The organism is Pseudarthrobacter polychromogenes (genome assembly GCF_014644495.1).
GTDB lineage: Bacteria > Actinomycetota > Actinomycetes > Actinomycetales > Micrococcaceae > Arthrobacter > Arthrobacter polychromogenes.
In genome coordinates this window covers 176,762-201,192 of the sequence record NZ_BMKU01000003.1, presented here as the reverse complement: position 1 = coordinate 201,192, position 24,431 = coordinate 176,762, and the positions used below count along the sequence as shown (strand labels likewise).

26 protein-coding genes are annotated in these 24,431 nt (G+C 66.8%); 19 read left to right on the top strand and 7 right to left on the bottom strand.

Features of this window, described 5'->3' with window-relative positions; all coding sequences use genetic code 11:
- Positions 1 to 115: 115 nt before the first annotated feature.
- From IEX43_RS06505 to IEX43_RS06485, 5 genes are all read left to right on the top strand, one after another.
- Positions 116 to 1,744: a PspC domain-containing protein gene (locus IEX43_RS06505; RefSeq protein ID WP_188809598.1), complete on the top strand. Its 1,629-nt coding sequence runs from the start codon at positions 116 to 118 to the stop codon at positions 1,742 to 1,744.
- Position 1,745: 1 nt separating this feature from the next.
- Positions 1,746 to 2,030, top strand: coding sequence for a hypothetical protein (locus tag IEX43_RS06500; RefSeq protein WP_229666342.1), 285 nt, complete (start codon positions 1,746 to 1,748; stop codon positions 2,028 to 2,030).
- Positions 2,031 to 2,033: 3 nt separating this feature from the next.
- Complete coding sequence (locus tag IEX43_RS06495) at positions 2,034 to 2,291, top strand: PspC domain-containing protein (protein WP_104184349.1); 258 nt, start codon at positions 2,034 to 2,036, stop codon at positions 2,289 to 2,291.
- A 147-nt stretch (positions 2,292 to 2,438) separates the two neighbouring features.
- A complete protein-coding gene (locus IEX43_RS06490) occupies positions 2,439 to 3,464 on the top strand; it encodes an ATP-dependent 6-phosphofructokinase (protein ID WP_188809597.1) in 1,026 nt (341 codons plus the stop codon).
- An 80-nt stretch (positions 3,465 to 3,544) separates the two neighbouring features.
- Positions 3,545 to 4,261 carry a GNAT family N-acetyltransferase gene (locus tag IEX43_RS06485; protein WP_188809596.1) on the top strand — a complete coding sequence of 239 codons (717 nt, stop codon included), beginning with the start codon at positions 3,545 to 3,547 and terminating at the stop codon, positions 4,259 to 4,261.
- On the opposite strand, the gene IEX43_RS06480 is transcribed toward IEX43_RS06485, so the two are convergent.
- The 5 genes from IEX43_RS06480 to IEX43_RS06460 all read right to left on the bottom strand — a co-directional run bounded on the left by IEX43_RS06480 (position 4,223) and on the right by IEX43_RS06460 (position 8,937).
- Positions 4,223 to 5,743 carry a DHA2 family efflux MFS transporter permease subunit gene (locus IEX43_RS06480; RefSeq protein WP_188809595.1) on the bottom strand — a complete coding sequence of 507 codons (1,521 nt, stop codon included), beginning with the start codon at positions 5,741 to 5,743 and terminating at the stop codon, positions 4,223 to 4,225. The genes IEX43_RS06485 and IEX43_RS06480 overlap by 39 nt on opposite strands.
- A 59-nt stretch (positions 5,744 to 5,802) precedes the next feature.
- Positions 5,803 to 6,207, bottom strand: coding sequence for an ankyrin repeat domain-containing protein (locus IEX43_RS06475; RefSeq protein ID WP_188809594.1), 405 nt, complete (start codon positions 6,205 to 6,207; stop codon positions 5,803 to 5,805).
- Positions 6,204 to 7,289 carry a CAF17-like 4Fe-4S cluster assembly/insertion protein YgfZ gene (ygfZ, locus tag IEX43_RS06470; protein ID WP_188809593.1) on the bottom strand — a complete coding sequence of 362 codons (1,086 nt, stop codon included), beginning with the start codon at positions 7,287 to 7,289 and terminating at the stop codon, positions 6,204 to 6,206. The genes IEX43_RS06475 and ygfZ overlap by 4 nt, the downstream gene beginning before the upstream one ends.
- A gap of 98 nt (positions 7,290 to 7,387) precedes the next feature.
- On the bottom strand, positions 7,388 to 7,996 hold the full coding sequence (locus tag IEX43_RS06465; protein ID WP_104998656.1) for a nitrobindin family protein: 609 nt from the start codon (positions 7,994 to 7,996) through the stop codon (positions 7,388 to 7,390).
- A gap of 173 nt (positions 7,997 to 8,169) precedes the next feature.
- Positions 8,170 to 8,937: a permease gene (locus tag IEX43_RS06460; RefSeq protein ID WP_188809592.1), complete on the bottom strand. Its 768-nt coding sequence runs from the start codon at positions 8,935 to 8,937 to the stop codon at positions 8,170 to 8,172.
- 338 nt (positions 8,938 to 9,275) lie between these two features.
- Here IEX43_RS06460 and IEX43_RS06455 point away from each other — a divergent pair, with 338 nt between their 5' ends.
- From IEX43_RS06455 to asd, 13 genes are all read left to right on the top strand, one after another.
- Positions 9,276 to 9,974, top strand: coding sequence for a winged helix-turn-helix transcriptional regulator (locus tag IEX43_RS06455; RefSeq protein ID WP_066277942.1), 699 nt, complete (start codon positions 9,276 to 9,278; stop codon positions 9,972 to 9,974).
- A 33-nt stretch (positions 9,975 to 10,007) separates the two neighbouring features.
- Entirely contained in the window at positions 10,008 to 10,979 is a 972-nt protein-coding gene (mshD, locus tag IEX43_RS06450) for a mycothiol synthase (RefSeq protein WP_188809591.1), read from the top strand.
- A 131-nt stretch (positions 10,980 to 11,110) separates the two neighbouring features.
- Positions 11,111 to 13,360, top strand: a complete 2,250-nt coding sequence (locus IEX43_RS06445) for an RNA degradosome polyphosphate kinase (RefSeq protein WP_188809590.1) — start codon at positions 11,111 to 11,113, stop codon at positions 13,358 to 13,360.
- 11 nt (positions 13,361 to 13,371) lie between these two features.
- Entirely contained in the window at positions 13,372 to 14,340 is a 969-nt protein-coding gene (locus IEX43_RS06440) for an NUDIX hydrolase (RefSeq protein ID WP_188809589.1), read from the top strand.
- A gap of 82 nt (positions 14,341 to 14,422) precedes the next feature.
- On the top strand, positions 14,423 to 16,054 hold the full coding sequence (locus IEX43_RS06435; protein ID WP_229666341.1) for a hypothetical protein: 1,632 nt from the start codon (positions 14,423 to 14,425) through the stop codon (positions 16,052 to 16,054).
- Positions 16,051 to 16,449 (top strand): GntR family transcriptional regulator, encoded by a 399-nt coding sequence (locus IEX43_RS06430; RefSeq protein WP_188809588.1) that lies wholly within the window; start codon positions 16,051 to 16,053, stop codon positions 16,447 to 16,449. The genes IEX43_RS06435 and IEX43_RS06430 overlap by 4 nt, the downstream gene beginning before the upstream one ends.
- Before the next feature lie 47 nt (positions 16,450 to 16,496).
- Positions 16,497 to 17,300, top strand: coding sequence for a thymidylate synthase (locus IEX43_RS06425; protein WP_188809587.1), 804 nt, complete (start codon positions 16,497 to 16,499; stop codon positions 17,298 to 17,300).
- Positions 17,297 to 17,881 (top strand): dihydrofolate reductase, encoded by a 585-nt coding sequence (locus IEX43_RS06420; RefSeq protein WP_188809586.1) that lies wholly within the window; start codon positions 17,297 to 17,299, stop codon positions 17,879 to 17,881. The genes IEX43_RS06425 and IEX43_RS06420 overlap by 4 nt, the downstream gene beginning before the upstream one ends.
- Positions 17,882 to 17,883: 2 nt before the next feature.
- The gene (locus IEX43_RS06415; RefSeq protein ID WP_188809585.1) at positions 17,884 to 18,102 is read left to right on the top strand and encodes an NF038396 family protein; all 219 of its coding nucleotides are present in this window, start codon (positions 17,884 to 17,886) and stop codon (positions 18,100 to 18,102) included.
- 104 nt (positions 18,103 to 18,206) lie between these two features.
- Positions 18,207 to 19,196, top strand: coding sequence for a WXG100 family type VII secretion target (locus IEX43_RS06410; protein ID WP_229666340.1), 990 nt, complete (start codon positions 18,207 to 18,209; stop codon positions 19,194 to 19,196).
- 23 nt (positions 19,197 to 19,219) lie between these two features.
- A complete protein-coding gene (locus IEX43_RS06405) occupies positions 19,220 to 19,861 on the top strand; it encodes a hypothetical protein (RefSeq protein ID WP_188809584.1) in 642 nt (213 codons plus the stop codon).
- 1 nt (position 19,862) lies between these two features.
- The gene (locus tag IEX43_RS06400; RefSeq protein WP_188809583.1) at positions 19,863 to 20,279 is read left to right on the top strand and encodes a hypothetical protein; all 417 of its coding nucleotides are present in this window, start codon (positions 19,863 to 19,865) and stop codon (positions 20,277 to 20,279) included.
- 95 nt (positions 20,280 to 20,374) lie between these two features.
- Positions 20,375 to 21,517: an aspartate-semialdehyde dehydrogenase gene (asd, locus tag IEX43_RS06395; protein ID WP_188809582.1), complete on the top strand. Its 1,143-nt coding sequence runs from the start codon at positions 20,375 to 20,377 to the stop codon at positions 21,515 to 21,517.
- Positions 21,518 to 21,715: 198 nt separating this feature from the next.
- On the opposite strand, the gene IEX43_RS06390 is transcribed toward asd, so the two are convergent.
- Positions 21,716 to 22,825, bottom strand: coding sequence for a winged helix DNA-binding domain-containing protein (locus IEX43_RS06390; protein WP_188809581.1), 1,110 nt, complete (start codon positions 22,823 to 22,825; stop codon positions 21,716 to 21,718).
- A gap of 56 nt (positions 22,826 to 22,881) precedes the next feature.
- Here IEX43_RS06390 and IEX43_RS06385 point away from each other — a divergent pair, with 56 nt between their 5' ends.
- Positions 22,882 to 23,379, top strand: a complete 498-nt coding sequence (locus IEX43_RS06385; protein ID WP_188809580.1) for a hypothetical protein — start codon at positions 22,882 to 22,884, stop codon at positions 23,377 to 23,379.
- Here IEX43_RS06385 and IEX43_RS06380 read toward each other — a convergent pair.
- Positions 23,360 to 24,427 carry a UDP-N-acetylmuramate dehydrogenase gene (locus IEX43_RS06380; protein ID WP_188809579.1) on the bottom strand — a complete coding sequence of 356 codons (1,068 nt, stop codon included), beginning with the start codon at positions 24,425 to 24,427 and terminating at the stop codon, positions 23,360 to 23,362. The genes IEX43_RS06385 and IEX43_RS06380 overlap by 20 nt on opposite strands.
- Positions 24,428 to 24,431 lie beyond the last annotated feature (4 nt).

Sequence of the window (24,431 nt, the reverse complement as noted above, 5' to 3'; positions counted from 1 at the left end):
CAAGCACGGATCAGGGTTTCCCGGCCCGCAATCCGACCGGATCCGGGGTCCTCTCAGGGGCTGTTCAGGGTGTCCCCCAGTAGAGCCGAGGCTCCTCAAGCGGAAGGATCGAAGCATGAACTCGCAAACCCCCACCCCTGACGACGACCACCCGACGGAGCCCCTCCCCAAACGGGAAAACGAAAACCCCACCAGGCCCCTCCCGCCGGCTGACTCCCTCTCGGCGTCTTCCCCCTCACCTGCTCCCCCGTCGGCGTCGGACCAGAATCCGGAGCACGAAGACGAGGACGGCCCCGCTCACGGATCCATGCGGGATGACGCGGCGTACGACGGCGCCGGCGCGGCTTATGCCGGGCAGCCGGCCGGAGCGTACCCCGGCCAGGGCAGCCCCGGCCCGGGCAGCGAAAGGCAGGGCGCAGGCAGCTACCCCTATGCCGGCGCACCCAACCAGCAGGCCGACTTCTTCGGCTGGGTGCGCAGCCATGGGATCACCCGTGGCCAGGACCGCTGGATCGGCGGTGTCTCCAGCGGCATTGCCCGGCGCCTGGGCATCGACCCGCTGATCGTCCGCGGCGTCTTCATCGTGATGACCCTTTTCGCCGGCATCGGTGTACTTTTCTACGGCCTGGCATGGGCCTTCCTGCCAGAGCCCGATGGAAGGATCCACGTCCAGGAAGCCGGCGCAGGCCGGTGGACCAGCGGCATGACCGGTTCCCTGATCGCCGTAATCCTGGGCTTCAGCGGACTGGGCGGCGACTTCTGGGGCTGGAGCAACCACGGTTTCGGCGCCTTCCTCTGGACCCTCTTCTGGGTTGGCGGCGCCATCTACCTGGTCTACTACCTCGCGCAGCGTAACAAAGCAGCGGTGGGCACGGCGGCGGGCGCAGCCGCACCCGGCGCCACCTTCTACCCGGGCAACCCATACCCCGGCACCACCATGCACTCTGGCGTAGCCTCCACGGCAACGGCGCCCCCGTACTCGGACGTTGCAGGGACCGGCCCGTTTACCGGCAGCCCCTACGGCACCGGTGGCTCCGGCAGCGGCGGCCGGGACAACAAAGGCGGCGGCACCACCTGGCAGCCGCAGGGTCCTCCGCCGGCACCCAAGGTGCGCCCCGCAGGTCCCGGTGCCCCCGCCGTCGCGATCGCTGCCGGCAGCGCACTGATTGTCGGCGCGGGACTGAAGGCCCTGGACGTCACCAACATCATCGACCTCGGCGACTCCACGAACGCCATCGCCTGGGCCAGCGCGGCGGCGGTCCTGGGCCTCGCGATCCTCATTCTGGGCTTCCGCGGCCGCACCTCGGGCATCCTGTCGTTCTTTGCGGTGGCAGCCCTCATCACGGGAGGAATCTTCAACGTGGTGGGCAACAACGGCGAGCGCGTCCGATTCCAGGAAGTTGACTGGGCACCCACGAGCATCCAGCAGGCAAGCGAGGGGCTGAACATCACGGCGGGACGCGGAACCGTTGACCTCACCGGGCTCGCCCTGGACGCCCCCCTCGAGTCCGAGGTGCTTGTCCCCCTTGATTTCACCGCCAGCAACGTCACGGTGGTGATCCCCGACTCCGTGCCCGTAGACATCCGCGCCGATATGACCCTGGGCAACCTCGCGGAAGGCGGAAGCCAGCGCGGCGGGACAACCACACGCGAAAGCAGCTACAACACCGACAAGCCCGGCAGCCCCCTGATCATCGAGATCGACGGCACCGTCAGCAACGTCACCATCAAGGAAGGTAACTGACATGAGCAGCCAGACACCGGCGCCGGACCCGTACATCCCGGGGAGCTCCGCGGCGGCACGCACCGACTCCGTCCCTCCCTCCGGGGCGCAGGTGGGAACCATCGTATGGGGCCTGATCGTACTTGCCCTGGCAGCCCTGATCATCATCGCCCAGCTCGGAATCGTCACCCTCAACGGGACCTACGTCCTGATCGGCCTCATGATCGGGGCGGGAGCGGCCCTGGTGGTCGGAGGTCTCCTCTCCGCCAGGAAAAGTGACAACGGCACCACAACACGGAAGTCTTGAACCATGGATAAATTCTTCAGCATCGTCAGGGGCCTGGGCCTGAAACGCGGACCCCAGCGCATCCTGGGAGGCGTCCTGGGAGGGATCGCGGCAAAACTCAACGTGGACGTGGCCTACGTCCGCATTGCCTTCCTCCTCTTTGCCCTCCTCCCCGGCCCCGCCTTCGTTTTCTACCTCGTGGCCTGGGTAATCCTGCCGGACCAGCGGAACGTCATCCCGCTGCAGTCGTTCCTCGACAGGCGGTCACTGAACCGCCCATGATAAACGGGCACACCGGGCCCCGCTCCCCTTGGAGCGGGGCCCTTCGTGTAACCAGTTTGTGTCGTACCGCACACACCGCACTAGACTCTATGTGAGCTCAGCGTGGCGCTCTGCCTGTAAACCCTCTCCCCAGGATTTGAGCGAGACATGAAAATTGGAATCCTTACCAGCGGTGGCGACTGCCCCGGACTGAATGCGGTGATCCGCGGAGCAGTCCTCAAGGGAATTGCCATCCACGGCCACGAGTTCGTCGGTTTCCTCGACGGCTGGCGCGGCGTTGTTGAGGGCGACATCATCGACATCCCCCGGACCATGGTCCGCGGCATTGCCAAGCAGGGCGGCACCATCCTGGGTACCTCCCGCACCAACCCGTTCGAAAACGGCGGCGGCCCCGAGGTCATCAAGGCCCACATGGAGCGCCTGGGCATCGATGCCATCATCGCGATCGGCGGTGAGGGCACGCTGGCGGCAGCCAAGCGGCTTACCGACGCCGGCCTGAAGATCGTCGGCGTTCCCAAGACCGTTGACAACGACCTCGACGCCACCGACTACACCTTCGGTTTCGACACCGCCGTGCAGATCGCCACCGAGGCCATCGACAGGCTCCGGACCACCGGGGAATCGCACCACCGCTGCATGATCGCCGAAGTCATGGGCCGGCACGTCGGCTGGATCGCCCTGCACGCCGGCATGGCTGCAGGTGCCCACGCCATCCTCATTCCGGAACAGAAAGTCAGCATCGAGCAGATCACCGAATGGGTGAACGAGGCCCATGCCCGTGGCCGCGCGCCGCTGGTGGTCGTGGCTGAGGGGTTCGTTCCCGAGCACATGGAAACCCCGCATTCCGAGCGCGGCCTGGACACCTTCGGACGGCCCCGCCTGGGCGGCATCGCAGACCAGCTGGCCCCTGAACTGGAAGCCCGGACCGGCATTGAAACCCGGGCCACCATCCTGGGCCACATCCAGCGCGGCGGCGTGCCGTCCGCCTTCGACCGTGTCCTGGCCACCCGGCTGGGCATGGCGGCCATCGACTCGGTGGTTGAGGGCTACTGGGGCACCATGGTGGCGCTCAAGGGAACGGACATTGAGCACGTGGGCTTCCAGGAAGCCCTGGGCAAGCTGAAGACCGTCCCGCAGAACCGCTACGACGAAGCTTCCGTCCTGTTCGGTTGAGCCGTCCTGTACCCCTGAAGAGTGCCGGCGTCCGATGTGTCCTGTCCAACGGGACCGGTTGCCCGTCCTAGGCTGGGAGCATGACACTCGACCCCGGTTCGGCCGCCATCATCCAGCTTGCGTGGGCCCGGCGCCTAGGGCTGGATGATGACGCCTTCAGCTCCGCCCTGGCCTCCGGGGAACGCATAGTCCGTGCCGACCAGTCGGCACGGACCGTCGAGTTCGTCCGGCTGTTCGGCAGCTCGGCGCTGGTGGGTCCCCCATGGGTCATTGATGCCGCGGCGGACCTTCCCGACGAGGAAATGGCGCAGCACGTCACACTGCTGACCCTCACCAGGCAGCACGGCGGGCACGGCCTGGGGGCAGCCGCACTCTTTTTTGCGGACGACCTGCCCCTCAGGCAGCCGCCGGAGGAAATGACCGTCTCGCACGCCAACGCCGAAGCGATCGAGCTTGAAGGCCGGTGCCCGCCCGACGACGTCAACGAAGTGGGCCTTTCAGACCTGGAGAACCGCTACACCATCGTCCATGAACTGGAGGGGCGCCGGGTGCCCCTGGCCTGCGGGGCATACACGGAGTGGGAAGGGCTGCTGGCGCATCTTGGCGTCCTGGTGGACCCTGAGTGGCGCCGGCGCGGACTGGGCTCCCTGGCAGCCTCGATTGCCGCCCATGAGGCCCTTGCGGCGGGACTGACTCTCCAGTGGCGGACGGACGTCAGCAATACAGGTTCCCTGGCGCTGGCCCGGAAGCTGGGCTTGTCAGCCGGCGGAATCCAGACCAGCGTCCACCTTGGCTGACCCCGGCACGCCCCAGCCCTGAACCGGCTGCGGCTTGGCAAAGAACAGCGCCACCGCCGCGCCTGCCAGAATGACCCCGGCAGGCAGCAGCATGGACTGGCCCATCGCCGTCGAAAATCCGCCGTGGAGGGCCTCGGGGAGGCCTCCGGACAGGGCCATGCCCTCGCCCGCTGCCCCGCCGGGGCCACCGGGGCCACCGGCCGGAAGCTCCGCGGCCAGCCGCGCCTGGATCAGCACCGCAATGGCTGCGCTGCCCAGCACGGCGCCGATCTGCCGTGTGGTGTTGTAGACGCCGGACCCGGCCCCGGCCTGCCGCGGGGGAAGGTTGCGGGTGGCGGTGGTGCTCAGCGGAGCCCAGATGCCTGCGTTGGCGAATCCCAGGATGGCGCTGGGCAGCAGGAACAGCAGGATGGGGGTGTCCGGCTGCATCAGGGCCGAGTTCCAGACCAGGGCCACGGCCATCAGCACCAGGCCGGCCGCGGCGATGAATTTCGGGTTGACCCTGTCGATGATCTTGCCCACTACCGGCGCCAGGCCGCCCGAGATCAGTGCCATGGGCACCATCATCAGCGCGGACTGGGTGGGCGTGAGGCCGCGGACCAGCTGGTAGTAGAAGATGAGCGGCAGGCTGAACGCGGTCACGGTGAAGCCAACGGTGGTGATTCCGATGTTGGCCAGGGAAAAGTTGCGGTCCCGGAAGAGCGCCAGCGGCAGCAGCGGCTCACCTTTGTTGAACCGCTGCCAGGCCACAAAAAGCGCCAGCACGGCAAGGCCGGCGATGATCAGGCCCCACACCGTGACAGGCCCGGCGATGGTGCCCCAGTTGTAGCTTTCGCCCTCCTGGATGCCGAACACCAGGAGGAAAAGTCCGACGGCGCTCAGCACCACGCCGGGAATGTCGAACCGGTGCGGGTGGGTGCTCAGGGCCGGTACGTTGCGCAGGGCGAGGATAAAACCGGCGATTCCGATGGGGACGTTGATGAAGAAGATCCATTCCCAGCCGAGTCCGTCCACCAGGACGCCGCCCAGGATAGGGCCCACGAGGGTGGCCAAGCCGGCGGTGGCACCCCAGATGGCCATGGCCGCGCCCCGCCTGTCCGGCGGAAAAATGCGGGTGATGACTGCCATGGTCTGCGGCGTCATCATGGCGGCGCCGAGCCCCTGCAGCACGCGGGCCGCGATGAGTGTCTCCACGTCGCCGGACAGCCCGCACCACAGCGATGCCATGGTGAAGACCACCAGGCCTGAGAGGTACAGCTTCTTGGGGCCGAAGCGGTCGCCCAGCCTGCCGGTGATGAGCAGCGGGACCGCGTAGGCCAGGAGGTAGGCGCTGGTGACCCAGATGACCGAATTGATGTCAGCGTCCAGGCCCTCCATGATCCGCGGGTTCGCCACGGACACGATGGTGGTGTCGACCAGGATCATAAAGAACCCGATCACCAGGGACCACAGGGCCGGCCAGGGTTTTGCGACGTTTTCCACGGTCATCCTTCGTCAGGTGGTTGCTGCCGGGCGGGACCGGGTAAACGGCTGGGTCCCGCCTAGGCCAGGAGGTCCAGGATCTCCTGGCGGGCGAACATCTGGGCAGCGGCGCGGGCCGACGGCGCGCCGGCGTCCGGGTCGGCCCCGGCATCCAGCAGTACCCGGGCCACATCGGTGTAGCCCTTGAACGCCGCTCCCGCGAGCGGAGTCTGGCCGCGGTCATTGGCAGTGCCGGGCTCGGCGCCGTGTTCCAGTATGAGCTGCACGGTCTCCGCGTGGCCGTGGTAGGCGGCCAGCATGAGGAGGGAATCCCCAGCCGAATTGGTCAGGGTGGCGGGAGCGCCGGCGTCCAGGTAGGCACGGAGCAGCGCCGTGTCCCCCTCCCTGGCAGCCTGGAAGAGCGTGTGCGCCAAAGCAAGCGCGTCGTCGTCGGGCCCTGGATCGGGCTGAACGGTGTCCGTCATGGTCGTGGCCCCCTGAGGAATCCGGTCTGACGCCCCACCACCTGGCCGGCATCTGGGGCAACGATGAGTTCCTGGACGGCAGGGTATGGCTCGTCGCCGTCCAGGACCGTCAGTATTTCATCCGGGGCGACCGAACGTTTTATGACTGCCAGTGCAACCGGGCCCATCTCGTAATGCTGGGCCACGGACGTCACCGCCCCCACTTTGCGTTCCCCCACCAGGACCGGACTGCCGGCCTCCGGCAGGGTGTGCTGGGATCCGTCCAACTGGAGGAACACGAGGCGGCGGGGCGGGTGGCCGAGGTTGTGTACCCGGGCTACTGTTTCCTGGCCCTTGTAGCAGCCCTTGGCCAGGTGCACCGCGGTCCGGAGCAGGTCAAGTTCGTGCGGGATGGTCTTGTCGTCCGTTTCCGCCCCGATCCGGGGGCGCCAGGCTGCCACGCGCAGCGCTTCGGCGGCAAGGACGCCCGCAAGGGGACGCCCCGCAACCGTCTCCTCCAGGTGATCGGCCGGAACGAGGTATTCGAACCATGGGCGGTCAAGGCCAGGGTGGCTGGCCTCCGGGACGGTCGCATAAGAGTAGCCGCCTGCCCCCACGTGCGGCCACGGGTCCTGCCAGGCCAGCAGGCCGGACCACTCCGGGACAGCTTTGGTGCTGCCCACAACAGCCCAGTCCGCGGAAACATCGGCGATCTCCACCCGCAGCATGAACTTCATCCTGTTAAGGAACTCCGCGAGGGGCGCCGCTTCGGCGGCCTCGACAAGGAGCCAGGTGGTGGTGCCGTCGTCAATGACCCGCGCGTCGAAATCAATCCTGCCCTGGACGCTCAGGAGGAGGAGTTCACTGGATTCATTCGGCTGCAGGCCGGCGACCTGCTGGGAGGAAAGGGTATTGAGCCAGCCCAGGCGGTCCGGACCGGTTACCGAGACAACGCCGCGGTGGGAGAGGTCGACGACGGCGGTTCCGGCCGCGAGGGCGCGCTGCTCGCGCAGGGGCTCACCGTAGTGGGCGGCAACGCCGGCGTCCGCGCCGGCCGCCTCAACGGCGCCAGGGCGCGACAGCAGGGGGCTGGGAGTAGTCATATGTAGTAGAAGTCCTAGGGGCTCGGCGGTATTCCGGATTTTCATGGCCGGAGTGGATCCGGGCCGCCTGCGTCTTTAAGCCGAAGGACCGGGAGGAGTCAGGAAACCTTTTTCAGGAAGGCCGAGGCATGCGCTTCCAGGCCTTTGCCTTCCTTGCCGCCAACAGCAACATCCCAGCGCCACAGGAGGTTGCCGTCCACCAGGCCGAAGATGCGGGTGGCGGCGCTGTAGTCCTTGGAATGACTCCCGCGCATCACCATATCCGTGGTGAGCTGGATCTGCGGGCCCTTGATCTGCCCGTAGTACAGCTCGGAAATGCCTCCGGGGTGGGAGATGGACACCGAGATGTCGAACCCGCCCTCGCTGTTGCGCAGGGCCTCCACCTCGTCCGCACTCTTCAGCGCCGGAACGATGTCCGCGGGGATCAGGCCGGGGCCGCCGTCGGCATCAAGCTGTTTACGCTCCAGCGCCCAAAAGCCTGTCTCGACAGTAAGCGGCCGCAGGCGCGTGCCGTCGTCGTCCGTCAGCCAGCTTTCCGCACGGTACTGAAGGTACGGCAGCCCGTTGTGCGTAAAGGACACGTGCTGCAGGAAGTGCTCCGAGTCCTCGTCACCGCTGCCGAGGCGGCCGCGGCCCTCCCACTCACCAATGAGCCAGGAAAGCGGAACGAGTTCTGGAGTCAGGTCTGTAGGAATCTCAATGGGCACAGCGACTACCTCTGGAAATCGGCTAGCTCCGGAAAAAGGCGTCTACTTCTGGCCCTTGAAGAGGCGGTAGACCACGAATCCGGCAAACCAGGCCATGGCGAGGCTGGCGATGCCGAGCAGGACAAGGAAGAAGATTTCAAAAGCAAGTACGGACATGATGCCATCCTAACGCGTTAGTAGATGAGGAGTTTGTCTATGAAGTAGGCAAGGGAACCCACCGCCGAGACAGGGGCAAGGCCCATGCTAAGCGCAGCGGGGATGTTCAGGGGCGCACCCCGCAGGGTGGCCAGTCGCCGGAAGCTCGCCAGCACCGCGCCCACCACCACGCCGAAGATGGCTGCCGGCAGGACGGCGATGTCCGAGAGCACCAGCCCGGCGAGCGGTCCCGCGAGGCCTGCCAGCACAATGCCCAGGGGCGCCACGACGCTGTCCGGCCAGCGGATCAGCCCGGCCAGCAGCGCAACTGCGGCGCTGATGGCCGCCACCAGGAGCATCTCCCGGACGCCGTTGAACCGTGCCCCGGCTATCCAGCCGGAACCCAGGCAGGCGAGCAGCACACCCGCGCAGCAGCCCAGGGTGGATTCCAGCCGCTGGGCCTGCCCGGTTCCGCGGAGCAGCTGCACAATGAACACGGCCATCATGCCCAGGGCAATGAACGCCGGGGTCCAGTCCAGGTAGCCGGGGGCAGGGGCCAGGCCGGCAGCAACAGCTGCCCCGGCCCCTGGCACGGCAATCACGGCGGCCAGGGTCTTCTTGGCGGGAATCCGAAGGAAATGCGGCCACCCGATGCCGACGGCGGCGGCCATGGCAACAGCAACGGCCACGAGCACTTCACGGGAGGTGTAGACACCGGCGATGATCGCAGCGAGGCCGGCCATCCCCACGACGCCGATAGTCCATGAGCCCAACGACCGCGCCGGCGCCTGCAGCTCCGCGGTCATGCGGAGCCCGGCCTGGACTTAGTTTCTGCACTCACTGCGCTGCAATCCCATCCTGGCGTCGACCTGGAAGGGCGGGGCCGCCCTTCGCGGAGGGCGTCGGGGCCCTGGTTCAATCCTGCCTTATATGAACGGGATATGTCGCAAAACGTCCGTCCATCCGGCCCGGATCCATGGCTCCGGAGAGGCCTGCGGGTATACTCAAAGCTCAGCTAAGCTCACTGCTGAGGTGGCAGGCCAGCCCTTTTCTGCTGGCCCAACGCCGGAGCAGGAAGCCAGTACCGGCCGGTGAAAACCCGGTTCAGTCGCCCAATGATGCGCGGACGGCCCATGGAGGAACAATGTCGCACATCCTGCTCTTGACGAACAGCACTGGCTCTTCGGTGGACATCCTGCCTGCCTTGGAACTGCTGAACCACCGGGTCCACATCCTTCCTGCCGAGCCCACGGCCCTGCTGGAGACCGATCCGTGCGACATTGTGCTGCTGGATGCCCGGAAAGACCTGGTGGGCGCCCGCTCGCTCACCCAGCTGCTCAAAGCCACCGGCCTCAGCGCTCCCCTGGTCCTGATCCTGACCGAGGGCGGCATGGCCGCCGTTTCCTCCGCATGGGCCGTGGATGACATCGTGCTCGACTCGGCAGGCCCGGCCGAGGTGGAGGCCCGCATCAGGCTTTCCGTTGCCAGGGCCGTCCCGGACCATGAGGACGCGCCGACGGAGATCCGCGCAGCCGGAGTCGTCATCGACGAGGCAAGCTACACCGCCCGCGTCAACGGCGCACCGCTGAACCTGACCTTCAAGGAATTCGAGCTGCTCAAGTACCTGGCGCAGCACCCCGGCCGCGTTTTCACCCGGCAGCAGCTGCTCACCGAGGTGTGGGGCTATGACTACTACGGAGGCACCCGCACCGTGGACGTCCACGTCAGGCGCCTGCGGGCGAAGCTCGGCGCCGACCATGAAAACCTCATCAGCACCGTGCGCAACGTGGGCTACCGCCTCACCCTGGTCCGGCAGCAGGAAGACGAGCTCACCGAGGCCTGAGCGCCCTTGCTGCTTCCCGTATAGCCTTGCCTCATGACTCCAGCGCATCCTGAGAAGTGGCCCGTCCATACAGAACGGGGCGCTGTTGACCAGCAGCTCCTGAGGGACTGCCGGAACCTCCTGGCAGCGGCAGAGGAATCTGACGGCAACCCCTCCATTTCGGAACAGACCCTGGTGACCATGCGCACCGGCGGATCGGCCGGGCAGTCACCGCTGACCCTGGCCCTGTATGCCCCGGATGAGGACTCCGACCCGGCCACCGGCCAGGACCTGGCCGGATTCGCCGTGGTGGTGGAGGAACCCGACGGCACCGGCGTGCTTGAGATCGCTGTCCATCCCAGCTACCGGAACCAGGGTGTGGCGGACCGCCTGGTGGGTGCGCTCAAGGGCAGCCGCGGGCTGGAGGGGCTGAAGGCGTGGTCCCACGGCAACCATGAGGCCGCCGCGGATCTGGCCGCCCGTTATGGGTTCGGCCCGGTCCGTGAACTGTGGAAGATGAGGATGACGACGGCGGGGGCGGACCTTCCCGAGGCCGCCCTGCCGGAGGGCGTGTCCCTCCGGACCTTCGTGCCCGGCCAGGATGAAGACGCGTGGCTGGCAACAAACCGGGCCGCTTTTGCGCACCATCCTGAACAGGGCAGCCTCACCCGGGCCGACCTCGAGGCCCGGATGGCCGAGGACTGGTTCGACCCCTCGGGTTTCCTCCTGGCCGAGGACGGGCAGGGCCAGCTGCTGGGCTTCCACTGGACCAAGGTCCATCCGAAGCACGGCCCGCATCCGGCTATCGGCGAGGTCTACGCGGTGGGCGTGGCGCCGGAAGCCCAGGGTATGGGACTGGGCAAGGCCCTCACGGTTGCCGGTATCCGGCACCTCCAGGAGCTGGGACTGCACGCCGTCATGCTGTACACCGACGCCGACAACGCAGCTGCTGTGTCGCTGTACCGGAGCCTGGGGTTCACCCGCTGGGACATGGACGTCATGTACGGACAGGTGGCTACTGTTTAGTCCAGCAGGCTGACATACGGCCTCCCGGGCGGGAAATGCACGGCCTTCGGCGCCCTGATTGCTTGTAAGGTTGAAGCAGAACCCGCGCAGGCCGGAAGCGCCAGCATCAACCGCCAGGTAAAGGAGATGCCATGAACCCGGAACCTTCCGGAGCAGTCACGTCCCAGGAAGTCGCAGTGCCGGTCCGCGCCCGCTTCGGCTCCTCGGAAGTCCCCGCCTCGCGCGCCACCCAGGACCGCATTGACATCCCGGAGTTTGCGCCAAACCTGCAGCCGGAGGGCGACATCCGCCCGGACCGGTTCCTGGACCGTGAACTGAGCTGGCTCAGCTTCAACTCCCGCGTCCTGGAACTGGCGGAGGACCCCACACTCCACCTGCTGGAGCGCGTCAGCTTCCTGTCGATCTTTGCTTCCAACCTGGACGAATTCTTCATGGTCCGGGTGGCAGGCCTGAAACGGCGCATCGCCACCGGCCTCGCAGTTCCCTCCCCCGCGGGCCTGAGCCCTGTTGAGGTGCTGGAGAGAATCAGCGGGGAAGCCCACCGGCTCCAGCAGCGGCACGCGCAGGTCTGGGCCGAGCAGATCCGCCCGGCCCTGGCCTACGAGCACATCCACCTCATGCACTGGGATGAGCTGGATGACGCGGCGCAGCAGCAGCTCAGCGTGATCTTCGCCGAGAAGGTGTTTCCCATCCTCACGCCCCTCGCGGTGGATCCGGCGCACCCCTTCCCCTACATTTCCGGCCTCTCGCTGAACCTTGCCGTGGTGGTGCGCAACCCGATCAGCGACAAGGAACTCTTTGCCCGCGTCAAGGTGCCGGACCAGCTCCCGCGCCTGATGTCCATCGACGGCCCCCGTGCCGGCGCCGTGGCCGGACGCGTGGCGCGCTTCATTGCACTCGAGGAAGTCATCGCGGTCCACCTGGACAAACTGTTCCCCGGGATGGAGGTCCTGGAGCACCACAGCTTCCGCGTCACGCGGAACGAGGACGTGGAGGTGGAAGAGGATGACGCCGAAAACCTCCTCCAGGCCCTCGAAAAGGAACTCCTGCGCCGCCGCTTCGGCCCGCCCGTCCGGCTCGAGGTCACCAACGACATCAACCCGAACATCCGCGCGCTGCTGATCCGCGAGCTCGGTGTCGAGGAATCCGAGGTCTATTCCGTCCCGGCCCCCCTGGACCTCCGGGGACTCTCCGTGATCGCCGGCATTGACCGCGCCGACCTTCACTACCCAAAGCACGTTCCGCACACGTCCCGGTACCTGAACGAGTCGGAGACGTCCAAGGCCGCCAACGTGTTCGCCGCCATGCGCCGCCGGGACATCCTGCTCCACCACCCCTATGACTCGTTTTCCACCTCGGTGCAGGCGTTCCTGGAACAGGCCGCCGCCGATCCCAAGGTCCAGGCCATCAAGCAGACCCTGTACCGCACGTCCGGCGACTCCCCCATCGTTGACGCCCTGATCGACGCGGCCGAGGCAGGCAAGCAGGTCCTGGCCCTGGTGGAGATCAAGGCCCGGTTCGATGAGCAGGCGAACATCTCCTGGGCCCGCAAGCTGGAACAGGCCGGCGTACATGTGGTCTACGGCATCGTTGGCCTCAAGACGCACTGCAAGCTCTCGCTGGTGGTGCGCCAGGAGGTTGACGGGCTGCGGCGCTACTGCCACATCGGCACAGGTAACTACCACCCCCGGACCGCCCGCTACTACGAGGACCTGGGCCTCCTGACCGCCAATGAGCAGGTGGGCGAGGACCTGTCCAAGCTCTTCAACCAGCTCTCCGGCTACGCGCCCAAGTCCACGTTCAAGAGGCTGCTGGTGGCGCCGCGTTCCGTCCGTTCAGGGCTGATCGACCGGATTGAGACCGAGATCCGCAACGCCCGCGCCGGGATCCCCGGCCGGGTGCAGATCAAGGTCAACTCCATGGTGGACGAGGCCATCATCGATTCCCTCTACCGCGCCTCGCAGGCCGGAGTAGAGGTTGACGTGGTGGTCCGCGGTATCTGCTCGCTCCGCCCCGGGGTGCCCGGTCTCAGCGATAACATCACCGTCCGGTCCATCCTGGGCAGGTTCCTGGAGCACTCCCGGGTTTTCGCCTTCGCCAACGGCGGGGATCCCGTGGTGTACATCGGCTCGGCGGACATGATGCACCGCAACCTTGACCGCAGGGTGGAGGCCCTGGTCCAGCTGTCCAGCACCGACGACATCAACTACGTCCTTGACCTGCTGCGGCGTTACATGGCCCCCGAAGCCTCCAGCTGGCACCTGGACAAGGAGGGCGTCTGGACCCGGCACCACCTCTCCGACGACGGCAAGCCCCTTGAGGATGTCCAGTCTTGGCTGCTGGCGTCCCGCCCCCGGCAGCGCAGCCTGAGCCGGCGTTAAGGGCTCCTGTTTTGTCGAGCGATGCACTCGTAGCAGACCAGACAGACCATCCGGGGGAACCAGTAGCCGTTACGGCTGCCGGCGCCGTGCCGTGGCGCGTGGTCAGGGACAAGCTTGAGGTCCTGCTGATCCACCGGCCGCGCTACGACGACTGGTCCTGGCCCAAGGGCAAGATCGACGACGGCGAAACAATCCCCGAGTGCGCGGTCAGGGAGGTCCAGGAGGAAATCGGGCTCACCGCCCAACTGGGCATTCCGCTGCCGCCCATCCACTACCACGTGGCCTCCGGCCTCAAAGTGGTCTATTACTGGGCCGTCAAGGCCAACGGGGCAAGGCTCCTTCCCGACGGCAAGGAGGTGGACAGCATCATGTGGTGCGCCCCCGAAAAGGCCGCTTCGCTGCTGTCCAACCCCTCCGACGTCGTGCCGCTGCAGTACCTGCAGGAAGCCCACGGGCGCGGGCACCTGGACACGTGGCCGCTCCTGGTGCTCCGCCATGCCAAGGCAAAGCCGCGCTCCTCCTGGAGCAAGGCCGAAGGCGAGCGTCCGCTGGCCGCCACGGGGACACGGCAGGCGCAGGCGGTGAGCCGGCTCCTACACGCCTGGAAGCCGCTTCGGGTGGTGACCAGCCCCTGGCTGCGGTGCGCCGCAACCGTCGCACCTTACGCCAGGGTGGTTGGTGCCAAGGTGAAGCTCGCGGAGGCGCTGACCGAGCACCGGCACTCCCGCAGCCCGAAGAAGACGGCCGCCGTCATTGAAGCCCTGTTCGACAAGCAGCGTGCGGTGGCGGTCTGCACGCACCGCCCGGCACTGCCCACCGTGTTCGGGCAGCTCGCGGAGCACATGCCGCCGCACCTGAGGGCACTCCTGCCGGGGAAGGAACCCTACCTGTCCCCCGGCGAACTGGTGGTGTGCCATGTGGCTCCCGGCGGTAAGCGGCGGATCGTGGCGGTGGAGCAGTTCAAGCCGTTTGACGACTAGGAGCGGCCCTGCCGTTTGCGCTTGACCCCCGGCGCTTTGTATCAAAAACTTAGTACATTGATGCACAATTCTGGGGGATGACGTGCCGATAACCGATGCAGCCCTTTTCACCAATGTTCCGCCCATGGCCGTGGTGTGGCCCTTCCTGCTGGCGGCCGGCAGCTACCTCCTGCTTCGGTGGGTCATCTGGGGACCGGGCAGCGGTTCCGCGGCCACTGCCTCCCAGCACGCATTCTGGGTGGGGATCATGGGGTGGCTGGCCAGCTCCCTCCAACCGGCCGGAAACGCCGGCATCCTGCACGTTAATCCGGACTCCCAGCCACTCATCAGCAGCGCAGCGATCGTGCCCGCCCTGGCCTGGCCGGTTCTCGGGTGCCTGGCCGTGCACGCCATCGGCCAGCTGAGTTATCCCGGCCCCCGGCTCCCGCGGCGCCAGGCGGACCTGGAAGTGCGGCGGGTCCGCGACTTCCTGCCCCGGCCACTCGCCTGGACCGTCCTTGCGGTGTTTGCAGGGACCGCCCTGCAGATCGGCTGGATGGCGACGCTTCCCGGCTACAGTCCGGTCCCCTACAGCTCCCGCCCCGACCCCGTCCACACCTATGTGACGTATGGCGGCGACGGCCGAGTCCCCGGCATCGAACTGGCTTCCTACCTCGGCCCTGCCCTCCTTGTCCTGGCGGTGGGAACCTGGCTGGTGCTGGTGCTGATCACGCGGCGCCGCCGGCTTGAGGCGCTGGACACCGGGGAGAACAACCTCCTCAGGACCATTGCCATGAACAGGTTGCTGCGGACCGTGGCCACCATAGCCTCGGGCCTGGCTGCAATCGCGGGCAACCACGCAGCACGGCCCGATCCTTCCCTTGTTGCCGGCGGATGGATCAACGCGGCCGGGGCGGTAAACCTCGCAATCCTGCTGGCCATGTGGTGGTGGGCGCCGCCCAAGCTCCCAGCCGTCCAGGCAGACGGCGGCGGGCTGGAACCCCGTGAGCGGGCAGCGGCCTCCCACCCCGCCGCCCGGCTATGCATGTCCCTAGGCGCAGCCCTCGGGCTTGCCGCTTTTGTCCCGGTCCTGGTGGCGGTGATCATTCCGGGGGCCGTGACGGGGCATCCCGCCCTTGTGGTGGCGATGGCGGCCGCGCCCGTCCTGCTGGTCACGGCCGCAGGGGAACTGCTGATCCAGCGCAACTACGGAACCCCCGAAGCGCCGCGGGGATGGCCGCGGCAGCCGGTCAGCCCGGCCCTGCTCACCACCGGCATCGCAGCACTCACCGTACTGGCCGCAGCCGTCGTCGTGACTGCCTCCGTCCAACCGGAACTTGGCATCCTGCCGACGTGGGCTCCCACCTTGTGGACGTGCGCTGCCGTGGTGCTCCTCGCAGTTGTCCCCCTGGCGGCCGCGAAAGGCCGGGAGAGCATTCCGACGTCGGTCCCCGGGATGGACGCCGCGCTCCGCGCCATCACCGTGCATAGGGTGGTCCGGACGCTCGCGGCCTGTTTCACGGTGCAGGCCGGCGTGCTGCTGCTGTCAGCGGGGCCGGACATACGGCGGGGACTCGACCTGGAACCTGCCTCCTGGGCCTGGGCCTGGGACGCGGCCCCCTTCACCGGCGTGCTGTTGAGCACCGCGGGGATCGTCATTGCCGTGATTCCCGTGCGCAGCTTCGCCCGCACCCCCGCCTCCGGCCGCACCCCTGCGAAGGAACCGGCCACATGAGTGCCGGGATCACCGTGGACCTGCGCTCCCCAACACCTCCCTACGAACAAATACGCTCGCAAATCAGCTCCCTGATCGCGTTGGGTGCGCTCGCCCCAGGGAGCCGCCTGCCTACTGTCCGCAGCCTCGCGGCCGACCTTGGCATCGCAGCGGGCACCGTTGCCCGGGCCTACAAGGAACTGGAGGCTGCCGGGCTCGTGGATTCCCGGCGGCGGGGCGGGACAGTCGTTGCCGCACCAGCCGCCGGAAGGCCGGGCGGCCGCGGGACGGTGCCCGTCCCTGCCCCGGTGCAGGCCGCCGTCGACCATTACATCGCAGCCGGCCGGGCAGCCCACCTGAGCGACGAAGTCCTGCTGGATGTGTTGCGCGGCAAGCTGGGAAGGGACGCAACGTAAGGCGGACACGCAGCAGCCACCCGGTGATGTCCCAGTAGACTTGAGCCGTGAGCATCCCAACGCCTTATGAAGACCTCCTGCGCGATGTCCTGGCCTCCGGCACGCACAAATCGGACCGCACGGGCACCGGAACCACCAGCGTTTTCGGACGCCAGATCCGCTTTGACCTGGCCAAGGGTTTCCCGCTGATCACCACCAAGCGGGTCCACTTCAAGTCCGTGGCCGTGGAGCTCCTGTGGTTCCTGCGCGGTGAGACCAACGTGAAGTGGATGCAGGACCAGGGCGTCACTATCTGGAACGAATGGGCCGACGCCGACGGCGACCTCGGGCCGGTCTACGGCGTCCAGTGGCGCAGCTGGCCCACCCCGGATGGCGGCCACATCGACCAGATCGCGGAGCTGATCGAGAACCTCAAGTCCAACCCGGACTCACGCCGGCACGTGGTGTCCGCCTGGAATGTCTCCGAACTGCAGGACATGGCACTGCCCCCGTGCCACGCCTTCTTCCAGTTCTACGTGGCGGACGGCAAGCTGTCCTGCCAGCTGTACCAGCGTTCCGCGGACATGTTCCTGGGCGTGCCGTTCAACATTGCCTCCTACGCACTGCTCACCTGCATGGTGGCCCAGCAGGTGGGGCTGGAGCCCGGTGAGTTCATCTGGACCGGCGGGGACGTCCACATCTACGAAAACCACATGGACCAGGTCCTCAAGCAGCTGGAGCGCGAGCCCTACGAGTACCCGCAGCTGAGGATCACCCGGAAACCCGAGTCAATCTTCGACTACACGCTGGAAGACTTCGACGTGGTGGGTTACAAGCACCACCCCACCATCAAGGCGCCGATCGCAGTATGAGCACCGAAAACTCCACGGATCCACAGTCCTTCACCGAAGAACTTGCCGCCTCGATCACCGGGGTGGGCCTCATTTGGGCGCAGACCCCGGACGGCGTTATCGGCAAGGACGGGGACATGCCCTGGCACCTTCCCGAAGACCTCAGGCACTTCACCCGGCTGACCACAGGGCACCCGGTCATCATGGGCCGGAAGACTTGGCTGTCCTTCCCGGACAAGTACCGTCCTCTCCCCGGACGCACCAATATCGTCATTACCCGCCAGAAAAGCTGGGCCGATACGCCTGAGGCGGAGGGCGCCGTCGTGGTTCCTTCCCTGGACGACGCCCTGCTGGAATCGCAGTTCGTGGACGGCGGCGACACTGTCTGGATCCTCGGCGGCGGCGAGATTTTCCGCCAGTCAACGGAGCTGGCCAACGTCGCGGTGGTTACCACCATCGACGTGGAGGCCGACGGCGACACATTCGCCCCCGAGCTTGGCACCAGTTGGGAGGCGGCCGCCTCCGTCCCTCCGGACGGCTGGCTGACGGCAGAGAACGGCACGCGCTACAGATTCACCAAATGGTCAAGGACTGAGGGCTAGGAATGTTGAAGAAACCGGAAACCCTCTTTGTGCTGGGCTACATGCTGCTCCCGCTCCTGGCCCTCCTTTCCGCAATTGTTGGGCTCACCATGATCCTGGGCGGCAACAAGATCGCAGGAGCCATCGTGCTGGTGGTGGTCACGCAGGTCTTCGCGTTCGGCGCCTTCTTCGCGCTGCGTGCACGCAAGGCCGCCGTGCTGGAGGACTCCGATCGGACGTAGCGCCTGCGCATGGGGAGACCACCCCATCGCGCCCGTCCCGGGTTTGTTACTAGGCTGGGCCTGCAGCGTCAGGGACCGCTGTTCAAAAGATTGGGGGATGCCTGGTGGCAGGAAATTTGTGGGGCGCCGATGTTGACCAGCTGCGCACGCTGGCACGGCAGTTCAGCAAGACGGCTGACCTGCTGCTGCAGCAGTCCACGCAGCTGAGCGGCCAGATCAACAACACCCCGGCCTGGAAGGGCCAGGACGCCGAGCACTTCCGTTCGGACTGGAACGGCAGCCACCGGGCACTCCTGCAGAAGACTGCGGCGCGCCTGAAGCAGGAATCAAAGCTTCTACTCACCAATGCCGAGGAACAGGACAAGGCCAGCAGCACCGCTGGGCCCGGCGGGACCGGCGTGCCGGGAACGGGCGGACCCGGCACGGGCGTGCCGGGCAGCGTCGGCGGCCAGGGCACAGGCCGCCCGGGAGCAGCTAATCCGTGGGGACCGGACTGGCTCGCGGACCCGGACTCCCCGTTCCGTGACGGCTGGGACATCTACAACCTGACCAAGGCCTTGCCCAACCTCCGGGCCGGCCTGTTCGATCTTGGCGCTTTCATCGGCAAAGCGGACTCCATCGGCGAATTCTTCTCCAAAGACTTCCGCGAGGTAGCCAGGGCATTCCAGGATTCGAACATCCTGAGCCAGTACTTCAACACGTCCTCGGAATTATTTGATGGCAGGTGGGATACAGCCCTGAACCTTGTCGAGGGCGGCAAGGCCGCCACGTTCTTTGAGGTGGGTGGCAAAGTCCTCGGAGGAGTTGGCGTTGGCCTTGACCTGCTGGACACGGTCAACAACATCAGCGAAGGGGACGCTGGAGGTGCCGTTTACTCCGGCATTAAGGCAGGACTGGGCGTGGCAAGTTTCGCGCCGCCTCCGGTGGGGACGGCAGCCATGGTGGCCTCCGGCGCCCTGGCCATTTACGACAATGTTCCGGTCGTCAAGGAAACAGTGAACGCCATCGGAGGATCCATCGCCGACGGCGCCGAGGCAGCCTGGGAAGGCGCCAGCGAGGCGGCCGACAAGGTCGGTGACTTCTTTGGGTTCTGAGTACACAACGAGAGGCATTGACGATGACTGAAATTCCAACGGAAACAACAGCCGTACCGGACGCGATTGGTTTTGGCTTTGCTGAAATTGCCACCCTTGCCAGCCTCCGCCGCGGGGATGCCTCCGCATTGAGCGCCGAGGCACTGCGGGTTGACAGCTACCTGGACAACACCGACATGATCAGCGCCGGTGCCTCATCGCTCGTGGCCCGTGGCCTCGCAACAGCCGAGCCCGACGGGAAGCTCGCCGTAGCAGGTCCCACCGCCGCCGTCGCCACGGCGCTCTCGTCCGCCACCCGCCGGATGGAAATTTCGTTGCTCACCGCGGAGGGTGGTGACAGCGTCATCGGAGTCGAAAGCCCGGACATCCAGCTGCTCTTCCAGCCCCGCGCTTATTTCACATGGTGGGCCATGGCCCAGCGCCCCGATGTTAGCGCCGCCGAAGCCAACTTGATGGTCATCAAGCAGCACCTGCGCGAGAACCCCCAGGGCGGCGCCACGTTGCGCCGCCGCGAGGACGCCACCGGCCAAACCCTCTATGTAAAGAAGGGTGAGGGATCGTGGACCGTCGGCACCTCCAACCGCGGGCAGGAAGACATCTCCGAAACCACGGGGCTCGATGATGCCGCGCTCCTTGCCCAGATCCGCACCATCCGTCAGGACTGACATGACATTCGACCGTGACCGCGAACGCCGCAACGACGACGTGTATGCCGAACACAAGGCAGCCATCGCCCGGGGCGAAAAACGCGTCCTAAGAAAAACGGATACCGGTGAGCTGCACAGTTACCCCAGCGACGAAATCGGCTTTTCGCCCGGCCGGGGACAGGTCCAGGTGAGGTCCTGGTGGGGCATGGGAATCCTTACTGCCGTTTTGGGGCTTTTGTTCCTTGCCTCCTGGGTGATCCTGCTCATGCCCTTGGCGCAGGGTGAGCCGCCGTTTTGGGCGGCACTCATCCTTGCTGCCTTGGCGGGGCTGGGCGGCTGGTACACCTTTGGGCTGGCCCGTGACGAGCACCGTGCCGCCCAGGTGCGTCAACAGCGGGGCGCCCCCGAACCGGGTGCAGGCCATGTGTCCCAATGACCACGGGTCTGTGGCCAAAGGTGCGGAGAAGGTAGTCCAGCCGGCAGTGACGTAACCGACTGCGCGCTGCCGGAACGGAAGTCTAAACTGGACGAATGACTACAGCAGCTACCCCTTCCGTCGGCCTGGTCGGATGGCGCGGCATGGTCGGTTCCGTCCTCATGCAGCGCATGCAGGATGAGGGCGACTTCGCCAACATCAACCCGGTGTTCTTCTCCACCTCCAACGCGGGAGGTGCCGCGCCGTCTTTCGCTGGAACAGCAGGAGGCAGCGCCGGCAAGCTCGAGGACGCGTTCGACGTCGATACCCTGGCGAAGCTGCCCATTATCGTCACCGCCCAGGGCGGGGACTACACCAAGCGCGTGCACACCGGGCTCCGCAGCCGCGGCTGGGACGGCCTCTGGATCGATGCCGCCTCCACCCTGCGCATGAACGACGATTCCATCATCGTGCTGGACCCCATCAACAGGGACGTCATTGACAAGGGCCTGGTCAACGGGACCAAGGACTTCATCGGCGGCAACTGCACCGTCTCCTGCATGCTCATGGGCCTCGGCGGCCTGTTCAAGAACAACCTCGTGGAGTGGGGCACCTCCATGACCTACCAGGCGGCCTCCGGCGGCGGGGCACGACACATGCGCGAGCTGCTCAGCCAGTTCGGCACGCTCAACGCCGAGGTCAGCACGGAACTGGACGATCCGGCGTCGGCCATCCTGGACATCGACCGCAAGGTCCTGGCCCACCAGCGCACCGGCATCGACGCCACCCAGTTCGGCGTTCCGCTGGCCGGATCGCTGATCCCCTGGATCGACGCGGACCTGGGCAACGGGCAGTCGAAGGAGGAATGGAAGGCCGGCGTCGAAACCAACAAGATCCTGGGGACCTCCGAGGAGAACCACGTGGTCATGGACGGTCTCTGCGTCCGCATCGGTGCCATGCGGTCCCACTCCCAGGCTCTGACGCTCAAGCTGCGCGAGGACCTCCCGGTCGCCGAGATCGAGAAGCTCCTGGCCGAGGACAACCAGTGGGCCAAGGTGGTTCCCAACACCAAGGAAGCCTCCATGGCGGACCTGACCCCGGTGGCGGCCTCCGGCACGCTGGACATCCCCGTGGGCCGCATCCGCAAGATGGAGATGGGTCCGGAGTACATCAGCGCCTTCACCGTGGGCGACCAGCTCCTTTGGGGCGCTGCCGAGCCGCTGCGCCGCATGCTCAACATCGCCACCGGGAACCTGTAACCCGTTTCGGCAGCGCTTCCGCGGCCCTGCCCCGCATGAACGGTCCTGCCCAGCACCGTTCGTGCGGGGCAGGGCCGTTCCTGTTGGCCCGGACGCTCTCTCATTTAATGCGGATTAAACCGAGACGCTCTTTCACTTGAGCAGTGAAAGTGAAAGAGCGATCGTGAAAAACCGGCATTAAGTGAGAGAGCGTCCCTGTCAGCGGTCCAGGAAGCTGAGGTAGCGCTTGGCTGCCCGGGCGAAGGCGGCCTGCGTGGCGGGGCCGAGGGGGCGGGTGTCGTCAAAGACTTCAGGCACGACGGCGGCATCCCGGCTGGTGCCTTCTCGGCCCCAGGTGCCGATTACCTCTCCCCCGGCCACCAGGGTCTTTTTGAAAACGCCGTTCCCGCCGGGCACGATCCTGTCAAAGTGCTCCGGGGGCAGGACGGCTGTCCGGTCCTTGTATCCCAGCAGGAACTCATCAAACCCGGGCAGCAGCAGGACGGACCGGGCTCCCGGAACCCCGGCATCCAGCAGGGCGGCGGTCCCGGGCGACATCCAGTGCACGGCGTCCCCGAACCTGCGTTCCACAAGGAGCCCGCGGACTGGTTCGAACGCGGCCCGCACCTCCGTCAGCGGGAGCTGGGTCCACCACGCGAAATCCGCCAGGGTTGCCGGTCCGTGGCTGCGGAAGTACCGCAGCGCGAACTCCGCCAGGGCCTCCTGCCGCTCCAGGTTCCGCGACACCGGAATCCAGTCATCGAAGGCCACCAGCAGCTGTTGGTTTTTGGCCAGCGGCCCCTGCACCAGCCACGCGTGCCGGCACAGCGTCCCCAGGAGGTGGATGCCCCGCTGTCCCTGCGTCGGCTGCCCGGCGGCGTCGAACACCTGGAACAGTCCGGCACGGCTCACGGGACCGCCGGCGGCAATGTGCTCCAGCGCAATATCCCGGCACTTCTCAACGTCTGCCCACGTGATGCCCAGCTCCCGGTGGCGGGCCGCGATGCTTTTGGTGAGCCGTTCAGCCGTGAGGTCCAGCATCCAGCGCAGGTCCTCGGGGGCTACGAGATGCAGCGTGCCGCGCATGGGCCACGACCGGACCACGGCACCGGTGTCCAGGGCGGACCGGACGTCGCTGAGGCCGCATCCCGGCACCCGCACGCCCACGGCCCACATGGCGGCCTGCAGGTCCTGGGCCTGCATCGCCGTCATCCAGCGCACAGATTCCGCAACCGATCCGACGCCGTCCGTTCCACCCGCAAGCCTTTGGGAGGCAAGCCTCAGCCTGCCTACGATCCTGCCGTCGGGACGGCCCATGCCAGCAGCCATGGCCCTATCTTAGGGCGCGTCACTGCCCGCCGGTCATAGACCGCTAGGGTAGAACCATGACTTTGGGGAGTTTGTGGCAGTTGCTCGCGCTTAAAACGAGGTGGTGGATGGCCGGCGGCACGGTCTGCGTCCTGGCAGGATCCGGCCTGGGGCTGCTCCAGTTCTCCACCTTCCTCGGAGATGGCCGGTCCGATCCCCTGCTGCTGCTCCCCTCGCTCGTCCTGAGCCTCGGCGGCGGCTATGCGGTGCTTTTCCCGGGCATCAGCGTCAGCCGCCAGGGAGTGAAGCTGTACCGGGACTGGCGGCACCACCCTCCCGCGGCAAAGGTCCTCTGGGTCCTGTCCCTCGCCGTCGCTATCGGCGGACTGGCGGCCTGCATCCTGTCAGGCCTCGCAAACCCGCTGTTGCCCGGCCAGCTGGTATGGCTTTTCACGGGGATCTACCTGGTGCTCGCCGGCTGGTCGTCCGCCCTGCTGGGCCAGGCGGCTGTGGTCCGCGCCAAGGCCCCGGGCATGGCGGGCGATTTTGCCGGTGCTACAGCTCCAGGCCGATAAGCAGCGGTTCCGGGTGCAGTTGGATGCCAAAGCGCTGTTCGACGCCGGCACGCACCTCGCGTGCCACGGCCACCACGTCCTGTGCGGTGGCTGAGCCGCGGTTGGTGATGGCGAGTGTGTGCTTGGTGGACAGGGAGGCCCGCCCGCCGCTGACGCTGCCTAGTTCCAGCCCGAAACCCTTGGCAAAGCCGGCCTGGTCGATCAGCCAGGCGGCGGACAGCTTCACCAGCCCGTCCTGGCCGGCAGGGTAGCGGGGTGCGCCCTCCGGCAGGGCCGCAGCCACCTCGGCCGGAACGATGGGGTTGGTGAAGAAGGATCCCGTGGAGTACGTGTCCCGGTCCTGCGGGTCCCACACCATGCCCTTGGAGGCGCGCAGCCGGAGCACCTCGCGGCGCACATCGTTCGAGTACGCGCGCTTGCCCACCTCGACGCCAAGGGCACGGGCGAGTTCCGCGTAACGGATCGGCGCACTCATCCGCCCCAGGGGCAGCTGGAACTCCACGGTCAGCACCACGTACCGGGGTGAGCCGTTGACGGTGGTCTGCTTGAGGATGGAGTCCCGGTAGCCGAACTTCAGCTCCGAGTTCGTGAAGGTTTTTACTGCGTTCCGCTCCCGGTCCCACGTGCGCACTGCCGCGATGGTCTGGGAAACGTCGGCACCGTAGGCACCCACGTTCTGCACCGGCGTCGCACCCGTTGATCCTGGAATCCCGGCCAGGGCCTCCACGCCGGACCAGGCGTGGCGGACCGCGTGCTCCACCAGCTTGTCCCAGTTGTGCCCGGCCTGCACCACCACGGCCACGCCGCCGCAGGAGTCCTCCGCGTTGACGGTGAACCCCTGCGAGGCGACCTGGACCACGGTTCCGGGGAACCCGTCGTCGGAAATCAGCAGGTTGGAGCCGCCGGCGATGATCAGCAGCTGCTCCCCCGCGGCATCCGCCGCCCGGACGGCGTCGATGATCTCAGCTTCGGTACCGGCCTTGATGAACTTGTGGGCAGGGCCCCCGACGGCGGCCGTGGTCAGCTGGGAGAGCAGGGTGGAAGTCACCTGT